This is a genomic window from Pauljensenia sp. C0254C2 (genome assembly GCF_056583835.1).
The window spans coordinates 184781-202858 of record NZ_JBWPJO010000003.1; the positions used below are offsets into that span (position 1 = coordinate 184781).

18 protein-coding genes are annotated in these 18078 nt (G+C 58.6%); 16 read left to right on the forward strand and 2 right to left on the reverse strand.

All coding sequences use genetic code 11. From position 1 onward, the window contains the following. Window positions 1–240 precede the first annotated feature (240 nt). From rpsB to AC1DA5_RS03835, 13 genes are all read left to right on the forward strand, one after another. Entirely contained in the window at window positions 241–1146 is a 906-nt protein-coding gene (gene rpsB, locus AC1DA5_RS03775) for a 30S ribosomal protein S2 (RefSeq protein WP_480289278.1), read from the forward strand. Between the two features lie 45 nt (window positions 1147–1191). Further along, on the forward strand, window positions 1192–2022 hold the full coding sequence (gene tsf / locus AC1DA5_RS03780; protein ID WP_058236722.1) for a translation elongation factor Ts: 831 nt from the start codon (window positions 1192–1194) through the stop codon (window positions 2020–2022). A gap of 60 nt (window positions 2023–2082) precedes the next feature. Beyond that, window positions 2083–2817: a UMP kinase gene (gene pyrH / locus AC1DA5_RS03785; protein ID WP_480289280.1), complete on the forward strand. Its 735-nt coding sequence runs from the start codon at window positions 2083–2085 to the stop codon at window positions 2815–2817. A gap of 2 nt (window positions 2818–2819) precedes the next feature. Next, window positions 2820–3377, forward strand: a complete 558-nt coding sequence (gene frr, locus AC1DA5_RS03790) for a ribosome recycling factor (RefSeq protein ID WP_058236723.1) — start codon at window positions 2820–2822, stop codon at window positions 3375–3377. A 77-nt stretch (window positions 3378–3454) separates the two neighbouring features. Next, entirely contained in the window at window positions 3455–4279 is an 825-nt protein-coding gene (locus AC1DA5_RS03795) for a phosphatidate cytidylyltransferase (protein ID WP_480289282.1), read from the forward strand. Next, the gene (gene rlmN, locus AC1DA5_RS03800) at window positions 4276–5508 is read left to right on the forward strand and encodes a dual-specificity RNA methyltransferase RlmN (RefSeq protein WP_480289284.1); all 1233 of its coding nucleotides are present in this window, start codon (window positions 4276–4278) and stop codon (window positions 5506–5508) included. The genes AC1DA5_RS03795 and rlmN overlap by 4 nt, the downstream gene beginning before the upstream one ends. Next, window positions 5501–6052 (forward strand): DivIVA domain-containing protein, encoded by a 552-nt coding sequence (locus AC1DA5_RS03805; RefSeq protein ID WP_480289285.1) that lies wholly within the window; start codon window positions 5501–5503, stop codon window positions 6050–6052. The genes rlmN and AC1DA5_RS03805 overlap by 8 nt, the downstream gene beginning before the upstream one ends. Beyond that, on the forward strand, window positions 6052–7284 hold the full coding sequence (gene dxr / locus AC1DA5_RS03810) for a 1-deoxy-D-xylulose-5-phosphate reductoisomerase (protein WP_480289287.1): 1233 nt from the start codon (window positions 6052–6054) through the stop codon (window positions 7282–7284). Before AC1DA5_RS03805 ends, dxr begins: the two co-directional genes overlap by 1 nt. Beyond that, entirely contained in the window at window positions 7284–8537 is a 1254-nt protein-coding gene (locus AC1DA5_RS03815) for a M50 family metallopeptidase (protein ID WP_480289288.1), read from the forward strand. The genes dxr and AC1DA5_RS03815 overlap by 1 nt, the downstream gene beginning before the upstream one ends. Window positions 8538–8587: 50 nt before the next feature. Further along, window positions 8588–9751 carry a flavodoxin-dependent (E)-4-hydroxy-3-methylbut-2-enyl-diphosphate synthase gene (gene ispG, locus AC1DA5_RS03820; RefSeq protein ID WP_480289289.1) on the forward strand — a complete coding sequence of 388 codons (1164 nt, stop codon included), beginning with the start codon at window positions 8588–8590 and terminating at the stop codon, window positions 9749–9751. Window positions 9752–9828: 77 nt separating this feature from the next. After that, a complete protein-coding gene (locus tag AC1DA5_RS03825) occupies window positions 9829–10701 on the forward strand; it encodes a carbohydrate ABC transporter permease (protein WP_058236729.1) in 873 nt (290 codons plus the stop codon). After that, on the forward strand, window positions 10688–11542 hold the full coding sequence (locus AC1DA5_RS03830; protein ID WP_058236730.1) for a carbohydrate ABC transporter permease: 855 nt from the start codon (window positions 10688–10690) through the stop codon (window positions 11540–11542). The genes AC1DA5_RS03825 and AC1DA5_RS03830 overlap by 14 nt, the downstream gene beginning before the upstream one ends. 29 nt (window positions 11543–11571) lie before the next feature. Beyond that, window positions 11572–12936, forward strand: coding sequence for an ABC transporter substrate-binding protein (locus AC1DA5_RS03835; RefSeq protein WP_070727242.1), 1365 nt, complete (start codon window positions 11572–11574; stop codon window positions 12934–12936). A 39-nt stretch (window positions 12937–12975) separates the two neighbouring features. Here AC1DA5_RS03835 and AC1DA5_RS03840 read toward each other — a convergent pair whose 3' ends face one another. Next, window positions 12976–14046 carry an aldo/keto reductase gene (locus AC1DA5_RS03840; RefSeq protein ID WP_058236731.1) on the reverse strand — a complete coding sequence of 357 codons (1071 nt, stop codon included), beginning with the start codon at window positions 14044–14046 and terminating at the stop codon, window positions 12976–12978. 110 nt (window positions 14047–14156) lie between these two features. On the opposite strand from AC1DA5_RS03840, the gene AC1DA5_RS03845 reads away from it, so the two are divergent. Genes AC1DA5_RS03845 through AC1DA5_RS03855 form a run of 3 tightly spaced genes read left to right on the forward strand, consistent with a single transcriptional unit; the run spans window position 14157 to window position 17290 of the window. Continuing rightward, on the forward strand, window positions 14157–15932 hold the full coding sequence (locus AC1DA5_RS03845; protein WP_371935765.1) for a proline--tRNA ligase: 1776 nt from the start codon (window positions 14157–14159) through the stop codon (window positions 15930–15932). Next, a complete protein-coding gene (gene def / locus AC1DA5_RS03850; RefSeq protein ID WP_070727246.1) occupies window positions 15932–16423 on the forward strand; it encodes a peptide deformylase in 492 nt (163 codons plus the stop codon). Before AC1DA5_RS03845 ends, def begins: the two co-directional genes overlap by 1 nt. Before the next feature lie 3 nt (window positions 16424–16426). Then, window positions 16427–17290 carry a class I SAM-dependent methyltransferase gene (locus tag AC1DA5_RS03855; RefSeq protein ID WP_285014065.1) on the forward strand — a complete coding sequence of 288 codons (864 nt, stop codon included), beginning with the start codon at window positions 16427–16429 and terminating at the stop codon, window positions 17288–17290. Here AC1DA5_RS03855 and AC1DA5_RS03860 read toward each other — a convergent pair. Then, on the reverse strand, window positions 17277–18032 hold the full coding sequence (locus AC1DA5_RS03860) for a DUF981 family protein (protein WP_058236735.1): 756 nt from the start codon (window positions 18030–18032) through the stop codon (window positions 17277–17279). The two genes, AC1DA5_RS03855 and AC1DA5_RS03860, sit on opposite strands and share 14 nt — an antisense overlap. Window positions 18033–18078: the final 46 nt, after the last annotated feature.

Genomic DNA, 18078 nt, shown 5'->3' on the forward strand with positions numbered 1-18078 from the left:
GGCGGAGATGCCCACCACGTGGACTACAATGTGGGGAGCGTCCGCATCAGCGGGCGACTTCGCGTGTCATTTCCGCACTCGAGTTTTCACACGAAAATTGACGAGGGCGGGGCACGGATGCCACGGTCCCTACGGGGCGGCATCCGGTCATGGCACCAGGATCGGCATAATGCCGATAACAACCGAGAACCGGTACGCATCTGCGTGCCCCGACCTGCGCATTGCGCAGAAAGGACGATCATGGCAGTCGTCACCATGCGCCAGCTGTTGGAATCTGGCGTTCACTTTGGCCATCAGACCCGTCGCTGGAACCCGAAGATGAAGCGCTTCATCCTCACGGAACGCAACGGCATCTACATCATTGACCTTCAGCAGACAATCGCTGACATCGACATTGCATACGACTTCGTGAAGGAAACCGTTGCTCATGGAGGCAACATTTTGTTCGTCGGCACGAAGAAGCAGGGCCAGGAAGCCATTGCAGAGCAGGCCTCACGTGTTGGCATGCCGTATGTCAACCACCGTTGGCTCGGCGGTATGCTGACCAACTTCTCCACCGTTTCCAAGCGACTGCAGCGTCTGAAGGAACTCGAGCAAATCGATTTCGAGGATGTCGCATCCTCCGGACACACCAAGCGCGAGCTGCTCATGATGAGCCGCGAAAAGGACAAGCTTGCCCGTACCCTTGGTGGTATCCGCGACATGTCCTCCCTGCCGTCAGCGCTGTGGATCGTTGATCCCACCAAGGAGCACCTGGCAGTGGCAGAGGCTCAGAAGCTCAACATCCCGATCGTTGCCATCCTCGACACCAACGCTGATCCTGACGAGGTCGACTACCGCATCCCCGGTAACGATGATGCGATCCGCGCCGTGTCCCTGCTGACCCGCGTAATTGCTGATGCAGCAGCCGAAGGCCTCCTCGCACGCAACTCGCGCCGCCAGAAGGATGCTGAAGCTGACGACAGCACCGAAGGCGAACAGTCCGAACCACTGGCAGAATGGGAACGCGAGCTGCTTGAGGGCAACAAGGCTGCTGAAGAAGCAACCAAGGACAAGGCTGAAGAAAAGGCCGAAGAAAAGGCTGAAAAAGCCGCACCCGCGTCAGAAGAAGCATCCGAGAAAGAAACCTCAGCTGACGCTCAGTGAGAGCTTCAGCAGACCACTACACTTTTTGCGAAAGGACTGACAGCAATGGCGAATTTCACCGCTGCTGACGTCAAGGCTCTGCGTGAACAGACCGGCGCAGGCATGATGGACGTCAAGAAGGCACTGACCGAAGCTGACGGCGACCAGGCCAAAGCTCTTGAAATCATCCGACTCAAGGGCCTCAAGTCCCTGTCCAAGCGCGAAGACCGTGTTGCCTCGGCTGGACTGCTTGTCGGCACCGTTGTCGATGACAAGGCCGGCATCCTGGTTGAGGTCAACTCTGAGACCGACTTCGTTGCCAAGAACCAGAAGTTCATTGACTTCGCCCATTCGGTTCTCGAATCGGCAGTCAACTCCGGCGCAGCCACCCTCGAGGATCTTTTGGCAGCTTCCCATGAGGAAGGAACCGTGCAGGATGCGCTCAACACGATGGGCGCCGTGATCGGCGAAAAGCTTGAGATTCGCCGTATCGTCCGTCTCGAAGGCGAACTGGTCACCCTGTACCTGCACCAGACCAGCCCTGACCTACCTGCGCAGGTCGGCGTTCTCGTCTCCACTGACGAAGCTGGCCGCGAGATTGCACACGACGTTGCTATGCACATCGCTGCCTACCAGCCGACGTACCTTGATCGCGACCACGTTCCGGCCGATGTACTGGCACAGGAGCGCTCGACTCTCGAGAAGATCACGCTGCAGGAAGGCAAACCTGAGAACATCGTGCCCAAGATCGTTGAAGGCCGCCTGAACGCATACTTCAAGGACAACTGCCTGGTCGACCAGGAGTACGCTCGTGACCCCTCCAAGACCGTTGGACAGGTTCTCAAGGAAGCCGGCGCAACTCTGACCGACTTCGTTCGTCTCCACGTCGGAGCTTAAACAGTAGCCATGATGGCCCCGCCCACACGGACGGGGCCATCATCACAATAAGGAGAGTGCATGGCGATGTCTCAGCGCCGAGTATTACTGAAACTGTCAGGAGAAGCATTCGGCGGTGGCAAAGTAGGTCTCGACCCTACCGTCGTCAGACAGATTGCCGAACAGGTCGCGCAGGCAGTTCACCAGGGCATCCAGGTCGCCATTGTGGTGGGCGGGGGCAACTTCTTCCGAGGTGCCGAATTGTCACGCTCTGGACTGGACCGTGCACGCGCCGACTATATGGGGATGCTCGGTACTGTCATGAATGCCCTGGCATTGCAGGACTTCATCGAACAGGCTGGCGTCCCCAGTCGTGTGCAGACCGCCATCTCCATGCAACAGGTCGCTGAGCCCTATATTCCGCTGCGCGCCATTCGTCACATGGAAAAGAGCCGCGTGGTCGTCTTCGGTGCTGGTGCCGGAATGCCGTACTTTTCGACCGACACTGTCTCCGCTCAGCGCGCACTGGAAACCCACTGCGACGAACTACTCGTCGCGAAGAATGGGGTCGACGGTGTTTACGATGACGACCCGCGTTCCAATCCGAATGCCCGTCGCTTCGATTTTCTGACATACTCGGATGCATTGGCTCGCGGCTTGAAAGTTGTAGATGCTGCCGCATTTGCTCTGAGTCGTGACAACGGACTGACCATGCGCGTGTTTGGAATGTCCGAACCAGGAAACATCACTAAGGCACTGATGGGCGAATCAATCGGTACGCTAGTGACTGCAACACCTTCAGATGACGAGGAGTAAACGTGATTGATGATGTTCTGCTCGAAGCAGAAGACAAAATGGACAGCGCCATCGAAGTGGCGAAGGAAGACTTCGGCAATATTCGCACTGGACGCGCCAACGTCGGCATGTTCCAGCAGATCATGGTGGACTATTACGGCGCACCCACACCGATGCAACAGCTGGCCTCGTTCCAGATTCCCGAGGCGCGCACCGTCCTGATCTCTCCTTACGATCGCAATTCGACCGCAGAGATCATGCGCGCTATCCGCGAATCTGACCTGGGTGTCAACCCCTCGGACGACGGCAACGTCATCCGTGTGGTGCTGCCATCGCTCACCGAGGAGCGTCGCCGCGACTATGTCAAGCAGGCCAAGACCAAGGCTGAAGAAGCTCGCGTGTCCGTGCGCGCCGTGCGACGCAAAGCCATGGATCAGCTCAACAAGATGAAGAAAGACGGAGACGCTGGGGAAGACGAGATCGAACGCGCGGAAAAGTCTTTGGAAAACACGACCCGCGAACACGTCAGCCAGATCGACGAGCTTCTCGAATCGAAGGAAAGCGAACTGCTGACGATCTGATGGCACACGCCTCGACACGCACCATCATCACACAGGTTTTTCGTCCAGGGCCCACCCAGGATCACAAACCTCTGTCAGTGTCCGGACGCGCTGGACGTAACCTTCCAGCTGCGATCGCGACGGCAATCGTCCTCATCACGATTGTCGGCGTAGCTGTCGCTATTGGCCGGTGGGCCGTCGCCGCAGTCGTATGCGTGATGTCCTTGGTCGCCATCTGGGAACTGGCCGCTGCTGTGCGCCGTGACGGCATTATCGTCCCGACTGCTCCCCTGTATGTCGGTGCCGTTGCGATGATCGTCTGCGCCCGCCAGGGCGGGATTGGAGTAAGCGCCGGAATTCTGGCTCTCACTGTTGCCATCGCCAGCGCATGGCGTCTGCTCGACCCCGACGGTGACCGCCCGCACGGACGAGACCTCGTCTACACGGCTTTTATCGCCGTATACGTACCGTTCTTTGCCTCATTCGTTGCCACAATGATCTCGGGTCAGTCGTGGCGCTGGGTTCTGGTGATGTATCTGGCGGTGACCTGCTCAAACGATCTGGGCGGCTGGGCCTGCGGTGTTCTCGTCGGCCGTCACCCGATGGCTCCGCGCATCTCTCCGAAGAAGTCGTGGGAAGGTTTTATTGGTTCAGTGGCCATGTGTATGGCTGTGGCAGCGTGTTTCATTGTGCCTCTCGGCGGACGCTGGTGGTGGGGTCTGGTTGTGGGTCCGCTCATTGCCGTGGCTGCCACCGTGGGTGATCTGACCGAATCCATGCTCAAACGCGACGTGGGACTGAAGGATATGTCGGGTATCCTGCCAGGCCACGGCGGAATGATGGATCGCCTCGATTCAGTGCTGATGTGCGCCCCGGTCTTCACGTTCATTGTCAGCTATGCATTGCCGGGGACACTGCTATGAGCACCCGAGAAGTACGCCCCACCGATCAGGCACCGGAAGGCGCGACGCATCCTGATGCCAAGCCGGTCCTGTCTTTCACCGCACGCCGTCGCGGCAAGGCGCCGCGTCACCTCGTTGACCTGGACCTTGCTGAACGTAAGGAAGCTGTGGCAGCGGTTGGTATTCCTGCGTTCAGAGCCGATCAGCTGTCGCGCCACTATTTTGAGCACATGCTCGGTGACACTGCGCAGATGACGGATCTTCCTGCATCACTGCGCCCGAAGCTGGGGGAGGAACTCTTCCCGAAGCTCCTGACGGAAATCACAGCGCAGCACGCTGACAAGGGCCAGACGATTAAGACCCTGTGGGAGCTTTTCGACGGCGCCCGCGTCGAATCGGTTCTCATGCGCTACCCTCACCGCACGACGCTGTGCCTGTCTTCTCAGGCCGGCTGCGGGATGGCGTGCCCGTTCTGCGCGACCGGGCAGATGGGGCTGACACGCAACCTATCCACCGGTGAGATGGTCGAACAGGTGCGCGTCGCCCGCTTGGCATGTGCCCGAGGCGACATTGGTGATGGGCCGACACACCTGACTAACGTCGTTTTCATGGGGATGGGGGAGCCGCTTGCCAACTGGCGTCACCTGGTGGGCACGCTGCACCGACTCGTGCGCGATGTGCCTGAGGGATTCGGCATGTCCGCCCGTAACATCACCGTCTCAACTGTCGGCCTGGTTCCTGCGATCGACAAGCTGTCAGGCTTGGGAATCCCGGTGACACTGGCAGTGTCCCTGCATGCACCCGACGATGACCTGCGCGATGACCTCATTCCGATTAATTCACGCTGGAAGGTCGGTGAACTCCTGGATGCTGCGAGGCGGTATTTCATGACGACCGGCAGGCGCGTGTCAATCGAATACGCGTTGATTCGCGATATGAACGATCAGCCGTGGCGCGCGCAGCTCCTCGCTGATGAGCTCAATAAACGAGGGCGCACGTGGGCCCATGTCAATCCCATTCCGCTTAACCCCACGCCAGGGTCCATCTGGACGGCATCGACACAATCCGCCCAAGATGAATTTGTTGACACGTTACGTCGTGCAGGGATTTCGACCACGATACGTGATACACGTGGATCCGACATTGATGGGGCGTGTGGTCAACTCGCAACCGCCGTTGAGAAGGTAAGCTCATCTCGTAAGAAGCGGCCCGTCCCGGTTCACATCGAACGCAGGAGTGAGAATGAGTGACTCTTTTCCGAAAGTGAGTGTCTTCAAGCGCGGCTACGACCCGAAGCTCGTTGACGAATTCTTCACCGAAGCGCGCAGTGCTTACGAGGGCGGTGTTCCTGCAGAACAATTCAGCGCCGAGCAAGTCCGCCAGGCGACCTTCCTGCTCAAACGCGGCGGATACGCGTGTGAAGCAGTGGATGCTGCGATGAGCCGTCTGGAAGATGCGTTCATTCAGCGTGACCGTGCCGACCATATTGCCGTCAACGGCGAATCCGCTTGGTATGAACGCGTGGCAGACCGTGCAACGACTCTGTACCCCCGCATGCTTCGCCCACGAGGGGAGCGCTTCTCCCATCCTGCATCCGGCCGAGGCTACAACGCACAGGAAGTGGATGATCTTCTGGACCGCTTGGCTGACTATTTCGATGACCGCGGTGAAGTCACTGTCGCGGACGTACGCCTGGCAACGTTCCGTGATGCAAAAGGCACGAAGGCCTATTCTGAAGGGCCTGTGGATGCCTACCTGGGGCGCGCCGTTGAGATCCTCCTCGCTGTCAACTGATGCACACCGATCCTTTTGTGCGCGATGTCGTAATCCTCGGGTCCACCGGGTCGATCGGCACGCAGGCCCTTGATGTCATCGAACGCCACGAAGAGGCGTTCCGGGTGCGCGCGCTGGCAGCAGGTGGCAGCAACATTGACCTGTTCGCCCGTCAAATCAGGTATTTTCGCCCCGAACGCGTCGCCCTCGCCCAGCCCGTAGCACACCAGCTTGCCGCTGCCTTGGACGAGATGGGTACTGCGCGTCCAGACATTGCCGAGGGCGCCGACGCCGTCGCACAGCTTGCCGGAGCTTACCCGAAGGCCACAGTCCTCAACGGGATCACAGGCCAAGCCGGCCTGGAATCCACACTGGCCGCGCTGACCGCCGGATCCACGTTGGCACTGGCTAACAAAGAGTCCCTCGTTGTCGGTGGCTCCCTCGTCCGGAAAGCAATGCAGCGCCCCGGGCAGATCATTCCCGTCGACTCGGAGCATTGCGCGATCGCACAGGCCCTCAGCTCGGGGATCCATGAGAAGGGTCTGACGGCGCCGCGAGTGACCGGCCGAAGCGAAGTTGCCGAACTGGTGCTCACCGCCTCAGGAGGCCCATTCCGCGGGCGCACCCGCGCTGAACTGGCACACGTCACCGCGCAGCAGGCTCTGGCTCACCCGACGTGGGCAATGGGGCCGGTGGTGACGATTAACTCATCAACCTTGATGAACAAGGGGCTGGAGCTGATTGAGGCGCATCTGCTCTTCGATATAGCGCCTGAAAGCATTATTCCCGTCGTTCACCCACAGTCGATCGTGCACTCGATGGTGACGTGGCGTGATGGCGCCACCATTGCTCAGGCCAGTCCGCCTGATATGCGCCTGCCGATCGGCTGGGCACTGTCGTACCCGGAAAGGCTAGGCGACATCGCCCAGCCGCTGACGTGGTCAGCATCGCAGTCGTGGACCTTTGAACCCGTTGATTCTGATACGTTCCCCGCTCTTGACCTGGCTCGCCAGGCCGTGGCCGCTTCACCGACGCACCCGGCCGTATTAAACGCCGCCAATGAAGTCATGGTCGATGCATTCTTGCGCGGCCAGGTGCGGTGGCTCGACATTGTGGACACTGTTGGGGCTGTCCTTGACGCGCACGAGGGCGTCAGCGATCCAACACTGGATGATATCCATGAGGCCGAACGGTGGGCTGCTGACCGTGCCCGTGCCGTAGCGGGTCTGGGATCTGAACGAGGGGACCACTAGTGGCGGGAGCCGTTGGCATTATCGTCGTCATCATTGGGCTTCTGCTCTCGGTTGCATTGCACGAGATCGGTCACATGGTGCCAGCCAAACGCTTTGGAGCTGCCGTCAGTGAGTATTCCGTTGGTTTCGGGCCGGTAATCGCTCAACGCACTTGGCGCGGTACGCGCTACGTGATTCGGTGGATTCTGCTGGGAGGCTACGTGCGCATCCTGGGCATGCTGCCTCCCGCGCGGCCTGGCACACGCACGCACCGCGGCTCGAAGCTTACTTTGGCCGAACAGGCACGTCGCCAGTCCGCCGAGGAAATGATTGACGAGGGTGCAACCGGCATTCCGTTCTATCAGCTGTCTGTGCAGCAGAAAATCACTGTCATGATGGGCGGACCGGTTATGAACCTGCTGATCAGTGCTGTTCTGACGGCAGTGGCACTGATGGGAATTGGCATTCCGACCGCATCCCTGACACTGGCGGACGCGCCACAGACCATCACGATGCGCGACGGGGAAGAATTCCCCGGCCCTGCCTATCAGGCCGGGATCCGCGCAGGCGACACGGTGCGTTCCTGGGGTGACACGTCGGTTCACCAGTGGGATGATCTGGTCGGCGCGATCACGCACACAGGATCTGAACCCACCGCCGTGACAATTGAACGCGACGGCGTGGAGCAGACGATGACCGTGACGGCCCACCAGGTGTCTGATGGCTCGTATATCACCGGAATTGTTGCCGGGGTGGAGCGACGCTCAGCTCAGGTTTCAACCGTGGGCAGTGTGTGGGCACAGATGGGTATCGGCACAGCGGCAATTGTGGTCAAGCTCCCTGTGGCAGTGTGGAATGTCGTGGAGTCTCTTGTCACGGGCAAGGACCGTGGCGAGGACTCTGTCATGTCTGTTGTGGGGGTGGGTCGCGTCGCGGCTGAAGTCTCCTCCAGCGCAGCGCACGACGCACAATCAGGTGGAACGGATTTTGCCGGTGCTGCCGGAACGCTGCTGATGCTGCTTGCTTCACTGAATATGGCGTTGTTCGTGTTCAATCTGATTCCGCTGCTACCGCTCGACGGCGGCCACATCGCAGGCGCCCTGTTCGAGGGGACCCGTCGCATGTGGGCGCGCCTTCGCAATCGTCCAGATCCCGGACCGGTTGACACGGCGCGTATGCTGCCTGTGACCTACGCTGTGATGCTGATTCTGGTGGTTATGACGATTGTGCTGGTGATTGCCGACATTGTTGTCCCTGTCACGTTGCCCCTGTGAGATCGTCGTTAATCGCTGCCAACTGCCATGCTTCGGGAGATAATGAGCCCATGAGCCAGCCAATTGCATTGGGAATGCCCTCCACTGCGGATGTGGGATTTCCTCGGAAGAAGACTCGTCGCATCCACGTAGGGTCAGTCCCTGTGGGGGGCGGCGCGCCGATTTCTGTTCAGTCCATGACCACCACGAAGACGCATGACATCGGGGCGACACTTCAGCAGATCGCGGAGCTGACTGCAGCTGGGTGCGACATTGTGCGTGTGGCATGTCCGACTGATAAGGACGCTGCTGCGCTCAAAGTAATCGCGCAGCAATCCACCATCCCTGTTATTGCGGACATCCATTTCCAGCCCAAGTACGTGTTCGCGGCAATCGAGGCGGGATGTGGGGCAGTACGTGTCAATCCAGGCAATATTCGTCGGTTCGACGATCAGATCGAGGCCATCACTCAGGCTGCTACTAAACACGGGACCTCGATCCGCATCGGTGTCAACGCCGGCTCGCTGGACAAACGTATGTATGAAAAGTTCGGCGGCCCAACCGCTGAAGCTTTGGCTGAATCAGCTGTCTGGGAAGCCTCGCTGTTTGAGCAATACGACTTCCACGACTTCAAGATTTCTGTCAAGCACCACGATCCTGTCACGATGATCCGTGCCTATGAGCTCTTGTCCGAACGAGGGGACTGGCCGCTCCACTTGGGTGTCACGGAAGCTGGACCGGCCTTCCAGGGCACCATCAAGTCGGCTACCGCCTTTGGCGCCCTGTTGCGTGAGGGCATCGGTGACACGATCCGCGTGTCCTTGTCGGCACCGCCCGTCGAGGAAGTCAAGGTTGGCATTCAAATTCTGCAGTCAATGGGGCTGCGCGAGCGCACACTGGAAATCGTGTCATGCCCGTCATGCGGCCGCGCGCAGGTCGATGTGTATTCCCTGGCTAACAGTGTGACGGAGGGGCTGAAGGATTTGACGGTTCCCCTGCGCGTCGCCGTCATGGGATGCGTCGTGAACGGACCAGGTGAAGCACGCGAAGCCGACCTGGGTGTGGCATCCGGCAACGGGAAAGGCAAGATCTTCATCAAGGGTGAAGTGGTCGAAACAGTGCCGGAAGATCAGATTGTTGAAACACTGATTCGCCGCGCAAACCTGCTCGCCGAAGAAATGGGCCTTGAAGAAGGCGACGGTCACGTCGAGGTCATCCCTGCCGGAGCACGGTGATCACCGTGAGGTGCGCGTCGAGCGGGGATATTGTGTACCGTTGAAAGATAGCCTGGAAGTGCGGAAGGGAGCGGCTCGTGGGTAGTAATCGCCTGGGTCGAACCGTGACAGGTTATGCGCTCTTGGTGCCCAGTTTGATCGGTGTGCTCGTTTTCCTTCTGGCACCCATCGGCATTGTGATCTGGCTGAGCTTTCAGCGCTGGGATTTGATCGCACCGCGCCAATTCGTCGGATTCGACAACTGGGTATCTGTCCTTACCGGACCTGACCTGGTGAACTCCCTGATCGTCACTGCACTCCTGGTGCTGTTGGTAATTCCCATTCAGACACTCCTCGGCCTGCTGATGGCTGCTCTCATGGTGAAAGGACTACCAGGCTCGGGAGTGTTCCGCGTTATCTACGTCATCCCGTGGGTGTGTGCGCCACTGGCTCTGGGCATCGTGTGGAAGTGGATTTTTGCCCCCACCGGCGGTGCCCTGAACGCACTGATCGGCGCCCGGGTCGAATGGCTGACCGATCCGACATTAGCCCTGCCAGCAGTCGCATTCGTATCCATCTGGTCCCAGGTCGGCTACGTCGCCCTGTTTTTTATGGCCGGTCTGGCAGCGATACCAGAAGACATCATTGAGGCAGCGCGCGTCGATGGAGCATCCGACACGCGCATCTTCTGGTCAATCAAGGTGCCCCTCATCCGCCCGACGATGTTCTTCGTACTGGTTACGTCCACCATTTCCGTCTTCCAAATGTTCGACCAGATTTTCGCGCTGACCGAGGGCGGCCCGGCCAAGCGGACAGAGGTACTGTCCTACCGGATCTACAACCTGGCGTTCACGAACTTTGATCTGGGCAGAGCGTCGGTGACGGCGTTGGTTCTCTTCGTCATCCTGGTGGCAATCACGCTGATTCAGAATCGCTACTTTTCCCGGAGGATGACCTATGAGTACTCCTAGGAAGCGTGGCGTTGCCGCGGTGTGGACGAACACCCTTGTCTACGCAATCTTGGTCATCGGTGCGGTTCTGGTTCTGGCACCGTTCGCGTTGTCTGTCATGACGTCGTTGAAGACACCAAGGCAGTTCGCTACCTCGTCGCCTCTTGAACCTCCCGCACCGCCGACTCTGGACAACTTCACGAACCTGTTTGCAGGTGGAACGAAGGTCGACTTCAGCCGCGCCTTCGGCGTAACGTTCGCCGTCGTGATAGTTGTCCTTGTGGGCCAACTTCTTTTTTCCATCATGGCCGCCTATGCTTTCGCGCGTATCAGTTTTCCTGGTCGTGACGCCGTCTTCTGGGTGTATCTGGCTACGCTCATGGTGCCGCAGGTCGTCACGATCGTTCCGCTGTATCTGATGATGGCGCAAAGTGGGCTGCGCAATACGTTCTGGGCATTGGTGCTGCCGTATGTCTTCGGCTCCCCGTATGCGATCTTCCTGCTTCGTGAGTATTTCCGCTCCATTCCTCAGGACCTGATCGACGCAGCGCGCCTCGATGGTGCTGGAACTATCCGAGTATTGACTCGGATTGTCGTGCCTATGTCCCGCCCGATTATCGCAACTCTTGCGTTGATCACGGTAGTGACGCACTGGAACAACTTCATGTGGCCGTTGATTGTGACAACCGGCCAGGACTGGGCAGTGATCACCGTGGCGACCTCGAGCCTGCAGTCCCAATACACCAATAACTGGACGCTGGTCATGGCTGCCACCACGATTGCAATGGCACCGTTGATCCTCATATTTGCGCTCTTCAATCGTCGTATTGTCGATTCCATTGCGATCACGAGCTTTAAGTAGACCCCACCACAACACGAAAGGATGAAGCGATGACACATCTGCGAAAGCCGCTTCTTGCAGGAATTCTGGGCATGGCATTGGCTCTGGCTGCCTGCAGCTCAGGAGGATCCGGTCAAAGCGGCGAAAGCGGGGGGACCGCTTCGAATTCAGGAGCTGCCACCACTGTGACCTTGAGGCTGTGGGACGAGGGGGCCGCCGGCGCCTACGAAGAATCACTCGCTGCATTTCACGAACAGAATCCTGACATAGCTGTGGAGATTTCCGTCGTCCCGTGGAGCGACTACTTCACCAAGTTGCGCACGGATATCGCTGCCGGCTCGATGGATGACCTGTTCTGGATTAACAACTCGTCCTACACGTCCTACGCCAAGAGCGGCAACATGGTCAATATCGACGAGGCATTGGGCGCCGAAGCGCGCGACCAGTGGGATGCCAATGTTGTCAAGGCCTTCACCCTCGATGACACATTGTGGGGCGTGCCGCAGCTGTCGGACGCTGGAATTGCGCTGTACTACAACAAGACTCTCCTCGATGAAGCTGGCGTGACACCGGACGACCTCGCCAATGCGAAATGGTCACCGCAGGGCGGCGACGACACGCTGATCAACCTGCTCAAGAAGCTCACGAAGGATGACAGCGGCAATACTGCTGATTCAACCGACTTCAACGCAGATTCGATCAGCCAGTACGGCTACAACGCGGCTCAGGATCTCCAGGCAATCATGCTGCCCTTTATTGGCTCCAACGGCGGCACGTTCCAGAACGGTGACCAATTCACCTTCTCTGACGCCAGGACCACACAGGCCATGCAGTACGTTGTCGACCTGATTACCAAGGAACACGTGGCTCCCTCGGCAGCCGATACGAACATGGACGGAGAATTCACTCGTAACCAGTTCCTCCAGGGCAACATGGCGATCTTCCAGTCCGGCCTGTACAACTTGGCCACCATTGCGGAAAGTGCCGATTTTGAGTGGGGGACAGCGCTTCTGCCGGAGGGTCCCGCAGGCCGTGTCTCTGTCACCAACGGCATCGTCGTTGCGGGCAATGCGAAGAGTGAGAACCCCGAGGCTGTTGCCGAGGTTCTGGAGTGGCTCGGTTCCCAGGAAGGCAACGAATATATCGGAAAGAACGGCACGAATCTGCCTGCGGTCACAGCGGCGCAGCAGGTCTACTTCGATTTTTGGAAGGACAAGGGGATCGACATTCAACCGTTCTTCGACGTTGTCGCCGATGGTGCGCCCACCATTGATCCGCCTGTAGGCGACAACTTCACGGCCGCGTCAGCCGCGTACACCGAAGTCCTTAACGAGGTCTTTCAGGGACGCGTTCCCGTCGCTGAGGGTATGAAGACAGCGGACGAGAAGGCGAACGCCGCCATGAACGGCGAATAAGACGTCTACCGCTTGCGCGGCCGTGAGGCAGTCGGTGCCTCACGGCCGCGTTTCAGTTGCGCCCCACCATTGGTTGATGCCTGAATCCACCGCATGCACGTCGATGGCCTGCAGTTCCTCGTCGCTGAAGTCAGTGGCATCGAGTGCTCCGAGAGAATTCGACAATTGCTCCACGCTGGAAGCTCCGACCAATGCGGTGGTCACGGTGCGCGCTCCCTGATCTCGCAGCACCCACGCGATAGCCATTTGAGCCAGATCCTGTCCACGCTCATGAGCTATATCGTTGAGGGCGCGAATGTGATCGAGCGTCTCATCGGTGAAGAATTCGCGCGAAACTTTACCCACGCCGAGCCGTGAATTCTCAGGAATGCCGTCCAGGTACTTGTCGGTGAGCATTCCCTGCGCCAGAGGAGAAAACGCGATGACGCCCATCTTCTGTTCAGCGGCAGTATCCAGCAGCGAGGGCTCGCCTTCTTCAACCCATCTGTTCAGCATCGAATACGACGGCTGATGAATCACGAGGGGAACGCCGAGTTCACGCATGATCGACTGCGCCTGAATGGTTGCGTGCGCGCTGTAGGACGAAATCCCGACGTAGCGTGCTTTGCCCGATGCCACAGCATCACGCAGCGCCATCATCGATTCTTCCAAGCGCGTTTCGCCTTCAGGACGATGGTGGTAGAAGATGTCCACGTAATCGAGCCCCATACGGGTCAATGACTCATCCAGAGATGACAACAAGTAGTTGCGGGAGCCGCCCTGGCCATAGGGACCTTCCCACATCTCCCATCCCGCTTTCGTTGAAATGACGAGCTCGTGGCGATGTGCCCGCAAATCCTTCGCGAAGATCCTCCCGAAGTTCTCTTCCGTGCTCCCCGCTGGCGGACCGTAGTTATTGGCTATGTCGAAGTGGTAAATACCGTGATCGAATGCGAAGCGAATAATGTCACGCTGTGTCTGGAACGGGCGGTCATCACCGAAGTTGTGCCACAGTCCCAGTGCAATGCGAGGGAGCTGCAAACCTGAGTCCGCGCAACGCGCGGTCGGCATGGTCGAATAACGGTCCGTCGAAGGCAGCCAGGGAGTACCGGTTGGAAGAAAATTCATCATGGTTCTATTGTCTCGTGCTGCTGGTCGCCTCGCTTGGATTCCGACATCTCAGGGACAGGATCTGACAGGAAGCGCAGTGGTGAACTAATCTGGAAGACGTGCTGAAAACTATGTCATCTTTCTTTGTCCGCACGTTGCGTGAAGATCCCGCCGACGCGGAAGTCACCTCTCATAAGCTCCTGGTGCGCGCTGGTTACATTCGTCGTGCCGCACCCGGTATCTACACGTGGCTCCCGTTGGGCCTGCGAGTGGTGCGCAAGGTGGAGCAGGTTGTGCGTGAGGAAATGGACAGGATCGGTGCGCAGGAAGTGCTGTTCCCAGCTCTGCTTCCAGCCGACCCGTACAAGCAGTCCCACCGCTGGGAGGAATACGGCCCTACGCTCTTCAAGCTGCGTGACCGCAAAGAGGGGGACTATCTGCTTGCCCCCACTCATGAAGAGATGTTTACCCTGCTGGTCAAGGATATGTACTCCTCGTACAAAGATCTTCCCGTCACGCTGTACCAGATTCAGACCAAGTACCGTGACGAGGCTCGTCCTCGCGCCGGTCTGATCCGCGGACGCGAATTTATCATGAAAGATGCCTACTCTTTCGACCTTGACGATGACGGGCTGGATGCCTCCTACGACCTGGAACGTTCGGCATACGAAGCGATCTTCAAACGTCTGGACCTTGAATACGTCATCTGTTCGGCAATGTCCGGCGCAATGGGCGGATCACGCTCTGAAGAGTTCCTGCATCCGTGCACGATTGGCGAAGATACATTTGTTCGCTCTGCAGGTGGGTATGCGGCCAACGCGGAAGCTGTCAAGACACCGGCACCGGACCCGCTGCCAATCGAAGGTCAGCGCCAGGCAGTTGTCTATCCGACGCCGGATTCCACGACGATCGACGCACTCGTGACGTTCGCGAACGACGAGCATCCGCGTGAGGATCGCCCGTGGGAAGCATCCGACACATTGAAGAACGTGGTAGTGGCGTTGACGCATCCTGACGACACGCGTGAAGTCGTGGTGATCGGTGTGCCAGGTGACCGAGAAGTCGATATGAAGCGCCTAGAGGCCGCTGTTTCACCGGCGCGTGTTGAGATCGCGACCGGCGAGGATCTGGCGCAGCATCCGGAGCTGGTCGCCGGTTACATCGGCCCTGACGTCCTGGGCCCCAATGCGCGGGGCATTGAACACCCTGTGCGCTACCTGCTCGATCCGCGCATCGTGGATGGCACGTCGTGGATCACAGGCGCCAATGAGGTCGAACGGCACGTCTTTGGCCTTGTCAAGGGGCGTGACTTTACTGCAGATGGCTGGATCGAAGCGGCCGAGGTACGCGAGGGCGACCCCGCACCTGACGGCTCCGGTCCGTTGCACCTGGAACGCGGCATCGAAATCGGCCATATTTTCCAGTTGGGACGCAAGTACGCCGAGGCGTTGGGCCTGACCGTTCTGGATGAGAACGGCAAATCCCGCATCGTCACGATGGGCTCCTACGGTATCGGCGTGTCTCGCGTGATGGCGGCCTTGGCTGAATCGACCAGCGATGAGAAGGGCTTGTCATGGCCCGCACACATCGCACCCTTCGATGTTCATGTCCTCGCTACGGGTAAGGGCGAGGAGATCTTCACGACGGCGCGCGATTTGGCCACTCAGTTGGATGCTGCAGGTCTCGATGTGCTCTACGATGACCGTCCGAAGATGTCGGCAGGTGTCAAGTTTGCTGACAGTGAGTTGATCGGCATTCCGATCACCCTCGTCGTTGGGCGTGGCCTGACTGACGGTGTCGTGGAAATCCGTACGAGAGCGACAGGTGAGCGCCATGAAGTTCCCGTGGACGAAGCGCTCATGCGTGTCAGTGAACTTCATCAAGACCTAATGAATCAGGGGCAATAATGGCAATTCGTGACATTCGCATAATCGGAGATCCCATCCTGCGTACGCCGTGCGAGGAGATCACGACGATTGATGACCACGTGAAGATGCTGGTCGAAGATTTGCTTGAGGGCGTTGATATGGAGGGGCGTGCGGGTCTCGCGGCCAACCAGATCGGCGTTGGTCTGCGTGCGTTCTCGTGGAACATCGATGGGGAAGTGGGCTACATCCTGAACCCCCGGATCGTCGAGTTGTCCAAAGACGAATATCAGGATGGCGATGAGGGTTGTCTGTCAGTTCCTGACTTGTTCTTCCCAACTGAGCGTGCCTGGTATGCCCGTGCCGAGGGGATTGACCTGGATGGCAAGCCGGTTGTCGTCGAAGGCGAGGAGCTGATGGGTCGGTGTATTCAACACGAATGCGACCACCTGGACGGCAAGATTTACATTGATCGCCTTGACCGCAAGAACCGTAAGGAAGCGATGCGCGCGATCCGCAAGATGGGTCTGTAGCTGATGCGTGAGCACGGTGACGCACTCTGCCTCAATCACGCCTTCTGGCAGGAGCAGGCATCACGTCACGCTCAGTCACCGTTTTACGACGTTGACACTCTGGTGAACGATCGCGCGAAGATTCCTGAGGCGATACGCTTGGATCGACCGTACCTGGAGGGCGCTGGCATCGAGGGCGGCGACGTCATCCACCTTCAATGCCATATCGGCACCGACACTGTGGGACTGGCACGCTTGGGGGCGCACCGTCTGGTTGGCCTTGATTTTTCCGAAGAATCCCTGGAGATTGCACGCGGCATTGCCGACCGAGCAGGCCTCCACATCGACTACGTGTGCTCGGATGTTTTGTCTGCCCATGAGGCGGTAGAGGAACGCTTCGACATTGTGTACACCTCGGAGGGTGCCCTTGCATGGGTGCCTGACATACGCCGGTGGGCTCATGTTGTCGCTTCCTTGCTGAAACCAGGCGGCACTCTGGTTGTACGTGACGTGCATCCTCTTGTGGGAACGTTGAAGGACCCGGTGCAATGTGACGCCCTCGAACTTCATTTCCCGTACTTTGAAACCCGTGAGGGAATCACATGGGACGACGACTCAAGCGAAGCCGACTACGCAGGCTCTTCTGTGACCCCAGGCAAGAACGCGACGGTGGAGTGGAACCACTCACTTGGGCAGATTGTCAATGCGCTCAGTGACGAGGGCGTCTTTGTTAAACGCCTTGACGAGATTGATGAGTTATTCTTCCCGATGTCGCCCGATATGAAACGGTGCGGACCCAGCAGCTGGAAGCTACCGGAATCCGCACCGACATGTGCCCTTCCTCTGTCATTCAGAATCGTGGCAACTGCAGATCTCACATCGTGTTGACGATCAGACCGATGTGCGTGTAGAAGTTCAGGCATCCGAATAGGCCGATTGCAACGCCGCATGCCAGCCACAGCCACATGACAGCGTTAAGAATGCCGCCTCCACGCGATTCAGATGTGCCTTCTTTATCAGCGCGGAACACGCCGATTGGGAACAGGACGCAGCCCAAACCGATGACAAAGAAGAACAGTGACATGAAGATCGCTTCGAACCACGGCCACTGTGCAAACCAACCGGAAATGGGCTCCTGCGGGGGAGCGGTGAAGAGTCGGTACATCACGCCGGCGAAGGCGATGCCCCACAGTCCCAATCCCAGTCCGCCGGCGAAAATCGACAGCGGCTTTGCGGCGTGGAGCAGTTCGCTCAGAGCCTTCTGTGAACGGGCAATGTGGTCACGCTGCTTCCAGAGATAGAAGCACGCGAACAGTAAGAGTGATCCAAAGCCCAGGCAGGTTTCACCGAAGATCACATTGTCGTAGGCGAAACCGCCAGCGGCCAGCGGCCACGTCGTCGTCATGTGCAAGCCGGTGGTTGTCAAGATCAAGCCAAGAGCACCGAACGCCATGGCGTATCCGTCGACCCGCACGGCAGTCTTGCCGGAGTTCGAGCGAACTTCCCTGAAGAACATCGCAAGCCCGATGAGCGCTGCACCGGCTGCGACTGCCATTAACGTGTTGTAGGTCGGCATGCTCGGCCAATCGATCATGCCGGGGCTTTCGACACCTCTGAAAAAGTCGTCCATCTATTCTTTTCTTTCCTCGACCCATGTCTCCACACAAAATGGAGCC

Bases quoted from the DNA above. Each gene is read 5' to 3' on its own strand.
- rpsB (WP_480289278.1), top strand. From the start codon at position 241: ATGGCAGTCGTCACCATGCGCCAGCTGTTGGAATCTGGCGTTCACTTT.
- tsf (WP_058236722.1), top strand. From the start codon at position 1,192: ATGGCGAATTTCACCGCTGCTGACGTCAAGGCTCTGCGTGAACAGACC.
- pyrH (WP_480289280.1), top strand. From the start codon at position 2,083: ATGGCGATGTCTCAGCGCCGAGTATTACTGAAACTGTCAGGAGAAGCA.
- rlmN (WP_480289284.1), top strand. From the start codon at position 4,276: ATGAGCACCCGAGAAGTACGCCCCACCGATCAGGCACCGGAAGGCGCG.
- AC1DA5_RS03805 (WP_480289285.1), top strand. From the start codon at position 5,501: ATGAGTGACTCTTTTCCGAAAGTGAGTGTCTTCAAGCGCGGCTACGAC.
- dxr (WP_480289287.1), top strand. From the start codon at position 6,052: ATGCACACCGATCCTTTTGTGCGCGATGTCGTAATCCTCGGGTCCACC.
- ispG (WP_480289289.1), top strand. From the start codon at position 8,588: ATGAGCCAGCCAATTGCATTGGGAATGCCCTCCACTGCGGATGTGGGA.
- AC1DA5_RS03830 (WP_058236730.1), top strand. From the start codon at position 10,688: ATGAGTACTCCTAGGAAGCGTGGCGTTGCCGCGGTGTGGACGAACACC.
- AC1DA5_RS03835 (WP_070727242.1), top strand. From the start codon at position 11,572: ATGACACATCTGCGAAAGCCGCTTCTTGCAGGAATTCTGGGCATGGCA.
- AC1DA5_RS03840 (WP_058236731.1), bottom strand. From the start codon at position 14,046: ATGATGAATTTTCTTCCAACCGGTACTCCCTGGCTGCCTTCGACGGAC.
- AC1DA5_RS03845 (WP_371935765.1), top strand. From the start codon at position 14,157: ATGTCATCTTTCTTTGTCCGCACGTTGCGTGAAGATCCCGCCGACGCG.
- def (WP_070727246.1), top strand. From the start codon at position 15,932: ATGGCAATTCGTGACATTCGCATAATCGGAGATCCCATCCTGCGTACG.
- AC1DA5_RS03855 (WP_285014065.1), top strand. From the start codon at position 16,427: ATGCGTGAGCACGGTGACGCACTCTGCCTCAATCACGCCTTCTGGCAG.
- AC1DA5_RS03860 (WP_058236735.1), bottom strand. From the start codon at position 18,032: ATGGACGACTTTTTCAGAGGTGTCGAAAGCCCCGGCATGATCGATTGG.